General features: G+C 69.3%; 15 protein-coding genes. 9 read left to right on the plus strand and 6 right to left on the minus strand.

Annotation, left to right across the window (positions count from 1 at the left end):
* The first annotated feature begins 14 nt into the window (after positions 1-14).
* On the plus strand, positions 15-1,379 hold the full coding sequence (locus OG594_RS44170) for an NAD(P)-binding domain-containing protein (protein ID WP_266608180.1): 1,365 nt from the start codon (positions 15-17) through the stop codon (positions 1,377-1,379).
* 1 nt (position 1,380) lies between these two features.
* On the plus strand, positions 1,381-2,622 hold the full coding sequence (locus tag OG594_RS44175) for an MFS transporter (protein WP_266608182.1): 1,242 nt from the start codon (positions 1,381-1,383) through the stop codon (positions 2,620-2,622).
* 161 nt (positions 2,623-2,783) lie between these two features.
* Here OG594_RS44175 and OG594_RS44180 read toward each other — a convergent pair whose 3' ends face one another.
* Positions 2,784-3,251: a VOC family protein gene (locus OG594_RS44180; protein WP_266608184.1), complete on the minus strand. Its 468-nt coding sequence runs from the start codon at positions 3,249-3,251 to the stop codon at positions 2,784-2,786.
* Positions 3,252-3,357: 106 nt separating this feature from the next.
* On the opposite strand from OG594_RS44180, the gene OG594_RS44185 reads away from it, so the two are divergent.
* The gene (locus OG594_RS44185; RefSeq protein WP_266608877.1) at positions 3,358-3,939 is read left to right on the plus strand and encodes a TetR/AcrR family transcriptional regulator; all 582 of its coding nucleotides are present in this window, start codon (positions 3,358-3,360) and stop codon (positions 3,937-3,939) included.
* 126 nt (positions 3,940-4,065) lie between these two features.
* Here OG594_RS44185 and OG594_RS44190 read toward each other — a convergent pair whose 3' ends face one another.
* Positions 4,066-4,323: a hypothetical protein gene (locus tag OG594_RS44190; RefSeq protein WP_266608186.1), complete on the minus strand. Its 258-nt coding sequence runs from the start codon at positions 4,321-4,323 to the stop codon at positions 4,066-4,068.
* 256 nt (positions 4,324-4,579) lie between these two features.
* Here OG594_RS44190 and OG594_RS44195 point away from each other — a divergent pair, with 256 nt between their 5' ends.
* Positions 4,580-4,870, plus strand: a complete 291-nt coding sequence (locus tag OG594_RS44195) for a DoxX family protein (RefSeq protein ID WP_266608188.1) — start codon at positions 4,580-4,582, stop codon at positions 4,868-4,870.
* Between the two features lie 198 nt (positions 4,871-5,068).
* Here OG594_RS44195 and OG594_RS44200 read toward each other — a convergent pair whose 3' ends face one another.
* Together OG594_RS44200 and OG594_RS44205 are read right to left on the minus strand one after the other, a co-directional pair.
* The gene (locus tag OG594_RS44200) at positions 5,069-5,221 is read right to left on the minus strand and encodes a hypothetical protein (protein ID WP_266608190.1); all 153 of its coding nucleotides are present in this window, start codon (positions 5,219-5,221) and stop codon (positions 5,069-5,071) included.
* A 238-nt stretch (positions 5,222-5,459) separates the two neighbouring features.
* On the minus strand, positions 5,460-5,831 hold the full coding sequence (locus OG594_RS44205; protein WP_266608192.1) for a helix-turn-helix domain-containing protein: 372 nt from the start codon (positions 5,829-5,831) through the stop codon (positions 5,460-5,462).
* Positions 5,832-5,922: 91 nt separating this feature from the next.
* Between OG594_RS44205 and OG594_RS44210 the strand changes: the two genes are divergently transcribed.
* Positions 5,923-6,762: an SDR family oxidoreductase gene (locus OG594_RS44210; protein WP_266608193.1), complete on the plus strand. Its 840-nt coding sequence runs from the start codon at positions 5,923-5,925 to the stop codon at positions 6,760-6,762.
* Positions 6,763-7,279: 517 nt separating this feature from the next.
* Here the strand turns inward: OG594_RS44210 and OG594_RS44215 are convergent.
* Positions 7,280-8,173: a hypothetical protein gene (locus OG594_RS44215; protein ID WP_266608194.1), complete on the minus strand. Its 894-nt coding sequence runs from the start codon at positions 8,171-8,173 to the stop codon at positions 7,280-7,282.
* A gap of 627 nt (positions 8,174-8,800) precedes the next feature.
* On the opposite strand from OG594_RS44215, the gene OG594_RS44220 reads away from it, so the two are divergent.
* Positions 8,801-10,081, plus strand: coding sequence for a hypothetical protein (locus tag OG594_RS44220; RefSeq protein WP_266608195.1), 1,281 nt, complete (start codon positions 8,801-8,803; stop codon positions 10,079-10,081).
* Between the two features lie 358 nt (positions 10,082-10,439).
* On the opposite strand, the gene OG594_RS44225 is transcribed toward OG594_RS44220, so the two are convergent.
* Positions 10,440-11,630 (minus strand): HEAT repeat domain-containing protein, encoded by a 1,191-nt coding sequence (locus OG594_RS44225; RefSeq protein WP_266608197.1) that lies wholly within the window; start codon positions 11,628-11,630, stop codon positions 10,440-10,442.
* 532 nt (positions 11,631-12,162) lie between these two features.
* Here OG594_RS44225 and OG594_RS44230 point away from each other — a divergent pair.
* The 3 genes from OG594_RS44230 to OG594_RS44240 all read left to right on the plus strand — a co-directional run bounded on the left by OG594_RS44230 (position 12,163) and on the right by OG594_RS44240 (position 13,674).
* Positions 12,163-12,813, plus strand: coding sequence for an HAD family hydrolase (locus tag OG594_RS44230; protein WP_266608198.1), 651 nt, complete (start codon positions 12,163-12,165; stop codon positions 12,811-12,813).
* A 120-nt stretch (positions 12,814-12,933) separates the two neighbouring features.
* Entirely contained in the window at positions 12,934-13,077 is a 144-nt protein-coding gene (locus tag OG594_RS44235) for a hypothetical protein (RefSeq protein ID WP_266608205.1), read from the plus strand.
* 78 nt (positions 13,078-13,155) lie between these two features.
* Positions 13,156-13,674: an XRE family transcriptional regulator gene (locus OG594_RS44240; protein WP_266608207.1), complete on the plus strand. Its 519-nt coding sequence runs from the start codon at positions 13,156-13,158 to the stop codon at positions 13,672-13,674.
* Positions 13,675-13,680 lie beyond the last annotated feature (6 nt).

A 13,680-nucleotide genomic window follows, 5' to 3' on the forward strand; every position in this document is an offset into this window, starting at 1 on the left:
CCCGGAGACATGCCATGAGCGAGACCACCACCGAGCTGCCCGTCGTCGTCATCGGGGCCGGCCCCGCCGGACTCGCGGCCGCCGCCCACCTCCTCGACCGCGACATCACGCCCCTCGTCCTGGAAGCCGGATCGCTCGCCGGGGCCGCCGTGCGCGAGTGGGCTCACGTGCGGCTGTTCTCCCGCTGGGGCGAGGTCGTCGACCCGGCCGCCGAGAAGCTCCTGGCCCCGACCGGCTGGGTCAAGCCGGCCGAGGACGCCTACCCCTCCGGCGGGGACTGGGCCGAGGACTACCTCCAGCCGCTGGCCGACGTACTCGGCGAGCAGGTCCGCTACGGAGCGCGCGTCACCGGCGTCTCCCGCACCGGCCGCGACCGCATCGTCGACGCCGACCGCGACTCCCAGCCCTTCGTCGTCCACTACGAGATTGCCGACGGCCGCGAGCACCGCGTCTTCGCCCGCGCCGTCATCGACGCCTCCGGCACCTGGTCCACCCCCAGCCCTGCCGGCGGCAGCGGACTGGCCGCCCTCGGTGAGAAGGCAGCCGCCGACCGCATCGCCTACCGGGTCCCGGACCTGAAGGACCACGCTGTCCGTGCCCGCTACGCGGGCAAGCGCACTGCCGTCATCGGCTCCGGGGCCTCGGCCTTCACCGCCCTGGCCTACCTCGCCGATCTCGCGAAGTCCGAGGACGGCCAGGGGACTCACGCCACGTGGATCCTGCGCCGCGGGATCTCCGGCTCGACGTTCGGCGGCGGCGAGGCCGACCAACTCCCCGCCCGCGGCGCCCTCGGCCTGGCGGCCAAGGCGGCCGTCGACGATGGCTACGCCGACGCGGTCACCGGGTTCCGCACGGATGCCTTCGAGCGTGACGGGGAGGGCCGCGTGATCCTGGTCGGTGAGGACGGCCGTCGTCTCGACCCGGTGGACGAGGTCATCGTCCTCACCGGCTTCCGCCCCGACCTGTCCTTCCTGAGCGAGCTGCGCCTGGGCCTGGACGAGCGCCTCCAGGCCCCGACCGCGCTCGCCCCGCTGATCGACCCCAACCAGCATTCCTGCGGCACCGTCTACCCCCACGGCGTGAACGAGCTCTCCCACCCCGAGAAGGACGTCTACCTCGTCGGCATGAAGTCCTACGGACGCGCCCCCACCTTCCTCGCGATGACCGGCTACGAGCAGGTCCGCTCCATCGCCGCCCACCTCGCAGGCGACCAGGAAGCCGCCGAGCGCGTCGAACTCACCCTCCCCGAAACCGGGGTGTGCGGCGGCGCGGGCCTCTTCGACGAGCCCGCAGCCGCGGAAGAGAACGGTGGCGGATGCTGCTCGGCCCCGGCCACCCTCACCATCGGCGCCGCTCCTGCTTCTTCTGGCGGCTGCTGAGGTGAGCGACCTTCAAAGCGGCGTGGCCGCGGCCGGGACGGGGGTCCGGTCGCGGCCACGCGCCGTCCTGCCCGCCCTCTGCCTCACCCAGATCACCAGCTGGGGCATCGTCTACTACGCCTTCATCGTCCTCAACCCGGCCATCACCGCCGACACCGGCTGGAGCGCGGGCGCAACCACCGCGGCGTTCTCCGCCGCCCTCGTCGTCTCCGCCATAACCGGGATCTGCGTCGGCCGCGTCCTGGACCGCCGCGGCCCCCGCACCGTCATGACCGCCGGCTCCGTCCTGGGTTCGCTGAGCCTGCTGGTGATAGCCGCGGCCCCCAACCTGGCCGTCTTCTTCGCCGGATGGCTGCTCGCCGGAGCGGCCATGGCCGCCATCCTCTACCAGCCCGCCTTCGCCGCCCTCACCCGCTGGTGGGCCCCCGACCACATCCGCGCACTCACGATCGTCACCCTCGCTGGCGGCCTCGCCTCCACCGTCTTCGCACCCCTGACCGCGATCCTCGCCGACCACATGTCCTGGCGTGCCACATACGTAGTCCTCGCCGGCATCCTCGCCGTCCTGACCGTTCCGGCCCACGCGATCGCGCTGAAAGTTCCGTGGCCGCCGGCCCCGCCGAGCCCGCCGCACGTCACCAGCGGCCACGAGCAGGTCGTACGCAGCCGGGCCTTCTGGATGCTGGCCGTCACCTTCACCCTCTCCGCGTTCGCCATGTACGCCGTCGTCATCGGCCTCGTCCCCCTCCTCCTCGAACTCGGCTACACCACCACCCAGGCCGCATGGGCCCTCGGCCTCGGCGGCGCCGGCCAGACCCTCGGCCGCACCCTGTACGCGACCCTGGCCCGCCACCTCGGCGTCACCGCCCGCACCGTCACTCTGATCGCCCTCGGCACCCTCACCACCGCGGCCCTCGCCACCGTGGCCGGCCCCTACGCCCTGCTCGTCGCCGTATCCGTCCTCGCCGGGGTGATCCGCGGCAACCTCACCCTCCTCCAGGCCACCGCCGTCACCGACCGCTGGGGCACCACCCACTACGGACGACTCTCCGGCCTCCTCGGAGCACCCGCACACGCCGCAGCCGCCCTTGCTCCCTTCGCCGGCGCAGTCCTGGCCGGACCCCTCGGCGGATACCCCGCCCTGTTCACCCTGCTCGCCGTCCTCTCGGCCGCGGCTGCTGCCACCGCGCTCGGGGCACGCCCTCAACCAGACAAAGGAGCGACTCACCCGAACCGGCGATAGCGCCACACCTGTTGCACCAACTACGGTGCGCAATCCGCGCGTCGAGCTGCACAAACGCTCCGTCCGCTGCCTCGTGCCACAGCCGTAGCCCCAGAGAATCCGCTTCCCGCCCACCCCGTAGCGGCACATGGAAGGGTCTGTTGACCGCACTATCTGATGGATCAGGTCGACACAGGGAATGAGGCGTCGGTGTACTGGGCGGCGTACTCCTCGCTGGGCGGGACGATGGTGATGACGTCGATCAGCACACCGTCGGGGGCGGCGAAGATGAAGTGGCGCTGGCCGAACTCCTCCGTACGCAGTGGCAGTACCTCGGGAAGGCCGGCCTTCGCCACGAGCCGCTGGTGCTCGGAGTCCACGTCGTCCACCTCGAAGTTCAGCAGTAGGCCGCCCTGGAGCGCGACCCGGTGCCCCTCGGGGACGGTCGAGTGGGCGTGGTCCAGGAGCGCCAGCTCGTACTGCGGGGCGTCCGGGCGGCGCAGACTGACGTACCAGTCCGACTCGAAGGTCACCTTGAACCCGAGGTGGCGGGTGTAGAAGTCGCGGGAGGCCGCCACGTCCCGGGTGGCGAGCACCGGGTAGAAGCCGCCGAGCTTGGTCGTGGGCATGGTCGTGGGCTCGTTCGTCATGGCAGAGGTCCCTCAGTTCCTTCAGTTCCATTTCGCATACCCGGGGTATGTGAACCGTGGCGTTAGCATACCCCGGGTATGCGAAATGGAAAGGGCGGTGCGCGCGATGGCGATCAACCGGGCGGAGCAGCGGGCGGCCACGCGGCAGGCGCTGCTGGCCGAAGGGCGGCGCCGGTTCGCCGCAGACGGGTACCACCAGGTGGTGCTGGCCGAGGTGGCGCGGGCCGCCGGAGTCACCAAGGGAGCCGCATACCACCACTTCGACAGCAAAGCAGGGCTCTTCCGGGCGGTGGTCGCCGAGGTCCAGCAGCAACTGGGCGAACAGGTCGCGACCGCAGCAGAGCAGTACGAGGACCTCTGGGAGCAGCTCCGGGCCGGCTGCCGGGCCTTCCTGGCCGCGGGGAGCGACCCGGCGGTGCGGCAGATCCTGCTGGTCGACGCGCCGACCGTGCTGGGCTGGGATGAGTGGCGGGCCCTCGACGAGGAGTCCTCCGCCCGGCACCTCGCGGAGGCCCTGACGGCGGTTGCCGCAGCCGGGATCATCGCTGATCAGCCGGTGGAGCCCCTGGCGCGGCTGCTCTCAGGGGCGATGAACGAGGCGGCGCTCTGGATCGCGCGAGGCGGAGACCCGCAGGCCACGGAGCAGGCGCTCGACCAGCTCCTGGCGGGACTGCGCACCCCGGCCTAACGTCTCGCGCAGACGCTCAGAGCCTTTTCGGGCCGGTACAGAGCGTGCGGCACCGGGCGCAGGGGCCGGTCTGGCTGGGTGCTCAGATGGCGACCTGCGGGCGGGGCTTGATGGTGGTCCGCTCGTTCATGCCGCTGCTTCCCCGTCCCCCGGTGCGGAGGTGCGGGTGCGGGCGATGCGCCGTAGTTCGACGCTGCCGGCCCGCCAGGCGGTGGGGGCCGCCCAGTAGGGATGGGTGCACAGGGTCCCGGAGAGGGTGATCAGCCGGCGCCGCAGCGCGGTCGTACCGGCCCCGGCGGGGGCCTGCGCGAGCTCGGCGTAGGTCTGCTGCCACGCCCTTTGGAGCGTGATCAGATCCTCGGGGAATCGGAAGGATGGTCTCACCCTCCAAGTGAAACATGTGTTCGATTTATTGTGCGAGTGCCACGCTTCAGTCATCGGTCGTAGGTGAGGTCGGGTAGCCGGAGACCGTTGCTGATCTCCGGCCCCTCAGAATCGGACGTGCACCTTTCAGTGCATCCGGCGCAAGCACATGGCACGGCCACCCTCTTTTCAGGCAAGGCGGCCTTCGCCGGGGCTCTTCTGACAACACAACGCAATCGACGGGTCCCCATGAAGCGGTGGACCATGAACGGGAACGATGAACATCGTCTATTGGATCGTCGGGGGACTGCTCGCGCTCTTCTACTTCTACGCAGGCACACTGAAGGTGATCCGCAGCCGCGATCAACTCCGCCCGATGATGACCTGGGTCGCCCGCATACCCCTGCCCGCCCCCAGGGCACTCGCGCCGGCCGCGGCCATCGGTTTCGCACTCCTGCAAATCGGCGCGATCACCCTCCACATGAGCGGCCAAGACCGCCGGATCGCACTCAACACCGGACTCATCGTGGCCACAGCCGTGACCATCTGGCTGGCCGTCCAGCTGTGAACAAGCACAGGCTTCGACCGGGAAGTGCGGCTGCCAGGCCCGTCGCTCTCTCCTACACCAGGCGCTCCTTCGGTCCGAGTTGGGCGTCGAGGAGTGCCCACCAGGTGTGACCGTCCCCTCCGGGGCCGTCCCGGCGAGAGCCCGCGGTCCGCACTCACACTGCGCCTCCAGACGCGCGGTTTGCGGCAGGCGCGTAGGTCACACGGCGGAGGCGTGGGTGTCGGCGACGGGGATGAGGTGGACGACGCCGTGGTCGATGAGGTCGTCGACCACGGCGGACCAGTCCAGGGCCGGCGTGCCGGCCCCGCACCCGCCAACCGCCGACCCGGCGGGGACATCAAGCGGTAGCACGGGCCGCTGACCGACTGATTGAACATCCCCAACTCGGCGGCCGAACCAACGCACTCCACACCAGGGGGCATCCGACTGCCCGACCGCGCCCGGCTTGCCGTCGTGGCTATGTATGCGAACGGCGAGCACGACGCGGCCCCCCGAGTCGTCCGATGGCCGACGGCAGTCACAACCGGGTGCAGGACTGCAGATTGGACGATGTGCGCCGTCCTGATGGGCGCCAGGGGCGACTACCGCGCTATTTCGCGCTGCGCGGTGGCAGCCGCCGTGTGATCCGGTCGAACAGCTCGGTCAGAGGCTCGCCGAGGTCCCGGCCGAACTCGGTCAGCCCGTAGGTGACCTGGGGCGGCGTTGTCGGCTCGACCTCCCGCCAGACCAGGCCGTCCTGGACCAGCGTGCGCAGGGTCTGGGCGAGCATCTTCTCGCTGATGCCGTGGATGCTCTCGCGCAGCTCGTAGAACCGGAGGTCGTTGCTGCGCAAGGAGATCAGCACCCAGATGCCCCACCTGCTGGTCACGTGGTCGACCACACTGCGCGCTGGACAGTCCGTGTGAAACACGTCATACCGCTGCACCGGCCCGACATGGTTGAGCTGCGCGCTTTCCGTCATGGGATGAGCTTACCCAGAGGTATGTCCTTACCAATAGTTAGCCCGGCTCCTAGCGTCAAGGCCAAAGAGGACTTCCGACTAGGAGCTGATCATGATCGTGGTTACCGGGGCTACCGGGAACATCGGCCGACCGTTGACGCAGGCGCTGGCGGAGGCGGGCCAGAAGGTGACGGCTGTCTCGCGGCATACGGCGCCGGTGCCGGACGGGGTCCGGCACGTGGTGGCCGACCTGGCCGAGCCGGCCGGCCTCAGGCCTGCGCTGGCCGGGGCGGAGTCGTTGTTCCTGCTGCTGTCCGGCGATCTGCACTCCGCCGGAGCCAGCCCTGCCGACATCATCGGCGAAGCTGCGGCTAGCGGGGTCCGCCGGGTCGTCCTGCTCTCCACGTTGGGCGTGGTTACCAGGCCCTTCGGCCCGACGCGGATCGCGATGCGGGCGCTGGAGGACACGGTGCGCACGTCTGGCATGGAGTGGGCCGTCCTGCGGCCGGGCGGCTTCGCCTCCAACGCCCTGTGGTGGGCCGAGTCCGTCCGCGCACAAAGGGTCGTCGCCGCGCCCTTCGGCGACATCGGGGTGCCGATCATCGACCCGGCGGACATCGCCGCGGTGGCGGCGGACTGCCTGCTGGATGACCGGCACACCGGCAGCGTGTACGAGCTGACCGGCCCGAAGGTCATCACTCCCCGCCAACAGGCACAGGCCATCGCCACCGCGCTGGGCTCACCGGTGAGGTTCCACGAACTCACCCGTGACGAAGCCAAGACCGCCATGACTCAGAGCATGCCGGCGGAGCTCGCCGAGGACACTCTGGACATCCTCGGTTCCCCGAGCCCGGCCGAACTGCGCGTCAGCCCGGACGTCCAGCAGGTCCTCCGCCGCGCCCCGCGCCCCTTCGCAGACTGGGCCGCCCGCAATGCCGCCGCGTTTCGCTGACGCTGATCAGCGCTGCTGAACTGCTGTTCTTGCCCGGCGATCCAACAGCCGCAATACGCACCGGTTCCCGCTGGAGGACCCCCACCTGCTCCTCGCCGACGACGCCGCAGGCGAGGACCGTCTGGCCGGTTGGACCACCGACGAGGACGCCGACACCCTCGCCGCAATGCCTGCGGACGCGTACGGGCTGACCGTCAAGCACCGAGCCGCGCCCGGCATGCCGCCATGCGCCGTCCTCGGCGAGGCACGCGTGGTCGTGGTCGACCGGTTCCGGTCGGGGTCGGGAGGTCCGCGGTTGACGCCGACGTGGCCGGCCGGCCTGCGCGGTACCGCTGGGGCGGGGCCGGGGGGTCCGTCCCAGCGTCGCCCGTGTCAGACCGGGCGAGGCGTGCCGCGTGCACGCGGCACGCTTGCGGCAGCGTGGGGCCCGTCGTTTGGCGTGCCTAACATGGCATCGCCCGCCAGAAAGATCGCCGGCAGCGGCCGCCCAGGTGTCCGCGGGACACGCCGCGGACGGTCAGTCAGCGATGATCACCTGGTAGGGCTCACGGTCGAGGATGCGGGCAGACGTCGTAGCGTTGCCGAGTTCGCTTCCCGCCGCCCCGTTCTGGCTCCCCGTGACGTGGGAGCGCACGCAGATGGCGGTGGCCTTGTCGCCCCGCAAGATCCTGACGTTCGCGACGTCCCACACGCCGCCTACCTGCTGAGGGAGGATGTCGACGCACATGGACCCGGGTTTGCCTCCTTCCACGGACAGGGCGAAGGGGAACTCGTCACACTGGTCATCCGGAACCAGAAGGTTGTCCCTCACGAATCTGGGGGCGTAGTCGCAGGTGATGGCGCTCTTCTGTTTCCGGTCCCCTGTGCCGTCGCGGTGCAGGGGATGCTCCTCGGTGCCGTAGTTGTTGGTGGGGTTGCTCAGGTTCTTCTGTGCCCATTCGTAGGTGACGGCGGCGGCCCCATGGAGCGACTTGCGGAACGTCACATCGGCCATGTGCCCTTCCACGATGCAGCCGGGCCAGCTGGTGACCTGCGCGTCACAGCGCAGGGAGGGGCCGAGATGGTTCACGTTGTTCGGGGGTTGGGGTATGCCGCCGCCGAGGATTCTTCCGTCCAAGTGGTAAGAGGGCTGGATGTGCGGTGCCTTGCTGCCCTTGCCGACAGGAGAGCTGTAGCTGAGTACACCGTCGCTCCTGCCCATGCCATCTTCGCGCAGTATCACGGCCGAGCCGCCCCAGGCGGGTCCCTCAGTAGTGCATATTCCGCTGCAGGTGGAGCTGACGGCTAGCGTCACGCCGTCAGGCATGTTCTCCATCTTGATGGCCTCGACCACGACCTTCTCCTTCCAGGCCGCGTTCGGGGTCTCCTTGATTCCGGAGCTGATGAGGAACCCCACGATGGCTTCGCCCACGGGCCTACTGTCCGCACCGAGGCGTGTGTATCTGGCTGCGCCGCGTACGCAGTAGGCGAGGCGGTTGGAGACGATCGCGTCGGGGGACTTATCGGCGCAGAGCTCTTCCGGGGTGCGGCCGTCGTGTTGGCCGCCGCCGGGGCCGGCGGCCCGGGCCGTGGACGTGGCCGGTGCGGCCTTGTGGGTCATGCGGGAGACGACCCGGGCGGGGGCGGGTCCTACCTCGAGGCAGGACCACGCCATGCCACGGCGCTGGGGCTCGGAGCCGGGCGCGGTCGCCGTACACGTGCCGTGGCCCTTGGGGGCCGCCCGGCTCGTAGCAGGGGCGGCGACGGCCGGTGAGCCGGTCAGGGCGAGCAGCGTCGCGGTTAGCGCGAGTGAGGCAAGCACCGCCAGGAGTGATCGCAGGCGTTTCAACAGGCTTTCCCTCGGGTCGAGTTGACATGATCTGGTCCAATCGGGGACCGAATCCGCACGCTACAGCCCGCACCAGCGGCGAGACCCCCTACTGATTGTTTGCGGCTCATTGTGATCTCCCGCCGCTCCCCGTTGGTGAACTACTGTCAGCCGGGCCCCAGCGACCGACCACCCGCCCAACCGACCCGGAGAAGCAGGGGGAAGACAACAATGCGCCGCAAAAACCCAGCTGGCCGAATACGCGGATCCATCACCGCCGCCGTGAGCGCCGCTGCCGCGCTCACCACCATGGGCCTTGCCGCCGCCCAACCGGCCACCGCCCAATCAACCACCACCACTGCGGCCTCGTCCGTCGCCGCTGGGCAGGCATGCACGACGGCCGACCTCGGCAAGCGCCACCCCTTCATCAAGACCAGCGAAGTCGCCCCCACCGTGACCCACTTCAAGGGCTGGTACGTCACCCAGGGCACGACCGGAAGTCACTCCGTCACCACCAGCACGCAGACCACCATCTCGGTCTCGGTGGGCCTCAACGCCAACATCCAGGGCAGCTTCGCCGTCGAGGCCCTCGGCAGCGTAGGCGCGGCTCTGGGCCTCAACGTGCAGGTCGACTACTCCTCCACGTCCAGCGTGTCCGACACGGTGAACTGGAGCTTCTACCAGCCCGGCTACTACGGCGTGTACAAGGGCACCAAGAAGGTCACCGGCACCTACGGCAGCCTCAACTGCAACCGCGTTCAACAGAACGACGGCAGTTGGGCGCTGAAGTGGATCGAAGGGGCCGACACCGGCAGTTACACCACCTACACCGCTCTCGAAGAAGGTGCGGTGCGCTGCGAGGACAAGGTCCCCGCCAACAGCATCATGGCCAAGGCCCAGGGCCTCCTCGACTGCGGCTCCGCCACCGCCGCAGCGAAGCACCCGGCCGGGCCGGTCTCCTCGGCGAAGGCCGACGAGGCCCGGCACGAAGCAGAGAACGCCGCCAAGGCCGAGAAGAGCGGGAAAGCCACCGCGAGCCCGGCCCCCGCCACGCGGGCCACCCTGGACTGCCAACCCGCCGTCTACCGGATCCACGTCCCCGGCAAGCCCTTGAACTGGAGCGCACCGCTCCTGGCCAACGACGGCATCCGCCTGCGCGAATCGAACTTCTTCAGCGCCCACCTCGACAACTGGCGGCTGTGCAACGTGACGGAACGCAACGGGGTCATCGAGGCGTCCCTGTGGAACTGGGGCAACGGCGGATGCGCGACCATCCCCGCGAACATCGCCAACCAGGAACAGGCCTACCTGACGACGGCCACCTGCGGGGAGGACGACCTCCAGCGGTTCTACATCTACCGCGACGTGCCCGGCAGCTCGAAGATCGGTGTGCAAAACAAGTACACAGGCTCCATGTTGGGCCACGATCGTTACGCGGACGGGGAGTTGATCCGCCAGTACTCCAGCGGCAGGCAGGACGGCACGGGTACGTACGACCTGGTGAAGGTCTGAATCTTCCGCGCCTACGCGGTTCGCTCCGGCCCACTGCCACCGAATCTCGCACTCAGGTCACTAGCCGCGCCCGAGGGTTCCCGTACGGCCCGCACGGCCCGTGCGGCCCGTAAACCGGGGGTGCCGCCGTTGGCGCCACCCCCGGCTCGTCTCCAGAGCGCACAGTCGCCGTGCAGGGTGGGCGCGCGGCGGGCCATCGTGACGCACAGACGTCATACCCGCTGGTAGAGCCCGAAACTGCATCGGCTGCACGTCACGGCTGGACCCTTGCTGAGCTCTGACAGGCGATCTTGACCGTTTGCCAGGGGATCTCGAATGACGAGAGGTTTCTGCCACGGTCGTGACCGGTGACGGGCTGTCAGCGGCCCCGGCCCGTTGGTTCGGCTGTTTCGGCGCGCACGCTCAGCAGGTGGTGGATGTCGGATAGGCGGCCCCAGCCAGGGCTGTATCTGTTCTTGATGCCGGAGCGGATCTTGTCGAGGGCGGTCAGGCCGCGTTCGTCGTCGCGCAGGGCGAGTCCCGCAGCGGCTTCGAGCCTGGCGTCGAAGTACGGGTCCGCCAAGTGCGCGGCGAAGACGGCGCGCAGTTCCGGGGTGTCGAGGGCGGATGTGGCGAGTCTACTGAGCGCGTTCGTTCGGGTCGTCGGCGTGGAGTCGTCGGCCAGGCGAGTCAGGGCTGCGAGGGCTTCCTCATGCTTGGGCGTGTTGGTGTGGAGCATCACGGAGACGGTCCTCCGGACCCGCGGGTCGGGGTGATCGGCGTGGGCCAGGATCGCCGGGACCATGTCGACGGAGGAGTAGGAGTTGAAGGCGGCGATGACGATGGCGAGGGTGCGCGGGTCCTGCTCGCTGTCCAGCAGCGGGCGCAGGAAGTCCTCCGCCTCGCGGGCGAAGGGGAGTTCGGCGTCGTGCTCCTGCTCCACGTCGACGCTGAACCCGATCGCCAGATACTCCATCGTGTCGAGGCCGAAGCGCCTGCGGTCGAGGTTTGATGTGTCCTGCGCGGCTTCGAGGGCCCAGTCGAAGGTCTCACGGCTGGTCCGGAGTCCCAGGCGGAAGACCGAGGTGAGCCAGTCGTCATGGTCGGGGTCGGCGTGCACCAGGGCGCGGGCCATCAGCTCGTCCGGCGAGTGGTGGACGCCCAGTTCGGCTTCCAGATCGGTGATGACCGCCCAGTGCGCGGGCGGCGGCTCGCTCCCGGCCCCCACCCCGGACGCGAGGGCTTCCTGCGCGGTGCGCAGCGCCCGCCGGTGCGGACTGTCGCTGCTCAGCGGGTCGCGGCTGCGGGACAGCAGGGCTCGCAGCACCCAGTACCGGCCGTTCTCCGCTGCCCATGTCACGGGGTCCACGCCGTCGTCCCAGGGACGGGTCACATCCACGTTCCAGACCAGATAATCGACGACCACCTCGCGTCCGGCCCTCGCGGCAGCGGCCAGCAAGGCCACGGCATCATCGCCGGCCAGGTCGTCCGCGGTGGCGTCAAAAAGGAGTTCGAGCGCCGCGCCGTCGTCTTCACGTTCGATAGCAGCCAGCAGTGAGGGCAGATCCACCGGCCCATCGTGCCTGCACACGGGACGGTGGCGCGAACGAATTTCGGCAAGCCCTAGATGTACTGATCACGAACGTTGTTGACGGGGCCGGGTCTTGATCATGGCGAAGACCTCCGGTGTGGTGGAGGTGTCTAGGCTCCACACCACACACGGAGGTCTTTGTGGCCCACCCAGCATCAGCCCGAGCCCCACCATGCTGCCGACGGTCCTGCGCTCCCGGTGCGCATGGGTTCGGCAGACGTCGTCGCGGTAGAGGCGTTGGGGTGGGGCGTCCCTGGCAACCGAGCCCCACAGGAGGCACAGAAGCGAACGCGGGCCATGTGTGCAGCGTCGCTCACCTGGCCCCGGCCATCCAGCTTCGTCCAGGTTCGCTGTCACCGGACAACGGCCTCATGGCTGCGTAGGTCAGAAGCAGGAACGGTTGTCGGTAGATGGACCCCGCAGGCCACCCTGATCTACCTCGCCGACCACGTCGCCCCTGGACGGGCAACCCGCCTGCCCCGAGATCACCGCCCGTGATCTACTGCCGATCATGCCGCTGCTGATGCTGGACCTCGACAACACCCTGGTCGACCGCGACGCTGCCTTCAGCGACGCCGTCACCGCACTCCTCACAGAGCACGCTCTGCCCGACACGGACCTGACGTGGGTGATGACCCTCGACGCCAGCGGCTATACCGCCCGCCACGAGGTCGCCGCGGCCATGACCGACCGATACCGGGACAACGTGCCCGCCACGGCCATCCACGCCCTGCTCGACCGTGGCGCCGCCGATCGCGTCGTGCTGACGGACTCCTCCCGCGAAGCCCTGGACAAGGCGCAGGCTGACGGCTGGACCTGCGTGATCGTCACCAACGGCCGCACAACCCAGCAAGAAGCCAAGATCCGCCATACCGGACTCGACCAACTCGTCCAGGGCTGGGTGATCTCCGAGGCGGTCGGCCGCAAGAAGCCCGAACCGGAGATCTTCCACGCTGCCGCCGCTACCGTCGGAGTGCCCCTCACCGGCGCATGGGTCATCGGCGATTCCCCACATGCCGACATCGCTGGCGCCAACGCGCTCGGGCTTCGAAGCATCTGGGTAGCCAACGGACAGGCATGGGCCCAGGACTCCTACCAACCCACCCATGTCGCCGAGGACGTCGCCACCGCGATCGACTACGTCATCAGCGCGGAGAGATAGGGCACGACCAACCCACTTCGACGTCTCCACCAGGCCGAACCCGTGAAACCTTGCCGCCACCTCACACAAGTTCGATGGCCAGCCTCACACGGGCGTTCGGGCACACTGCGGGCCTGACGGATGACGAAGGCTGATGTCCTGCCTGAGGCGATCGAGGCCTACCTGGGCGAAGACGACGCCCAGGACCTGGACTCGGACAACCCCTCCTGGACGCTGGTGGCCGCGCTGCGCAGGCCGAGGCCGAGCCGGGCCACACGGCCGTAGCCGTAGAAAGAGCGGCGGTGCAGCCCGGCCCGGTCGGTGTGCGGCTGTGGAACGTGACGTAGGAAGGGAATGCAGCTGGTGCGGGACATCGATGACGCCTTGGACCGCGCCGACCGTGAAGGGTTCACGTGTGAGCCGCCCAAGACGTTGAAGGGACGGATCAACTTCTCGGTCAGGCAGCTGAAGTCGACCAAGGTCGTCGCTGAGGCGCTCGGGGTGAGTCAGCGGTCGGTGGAGTGCTACCGCAAGGGCGGCCGGAAGCCCCCACCGAAGGCCATCGCCGCCCGCATCGACACAGCAGTGCGGGCCCGCTGGCAGCCCGTGGTCCGCGGACGCCGCCGCAAACAGGCCGCCGCCAGCACCGCGAACACGGTGCAGGCGCGGGCTCGGTTCGGCTGCACGGCACCGGTCGGCACGACCGACGACGGTCACATGCGCCGCCTCACCGTCCACCTCCCACCAGCATGCGCGCAGCGCCTTTTCGACGCCCGCGCGCAGGAAAGGCGTCAAGTAGACCGGCCTCATCCATCAGAGCGCGATCATGCACTTCGTAGACCCGGCCACCCGCAGCACTCAGAGCTGCCGCCTGCTCTTTGAACTCGA

Source organism: Streptomyces sp. NBC_01214, from assembly GCF_026340975.1.
In the GTDB taxonomy this organism is placed as follows: Bacteria; Actinomycetota; Actinomycetes; order Streptomycetales; family Streptomycetaceae; genus Streptomyces.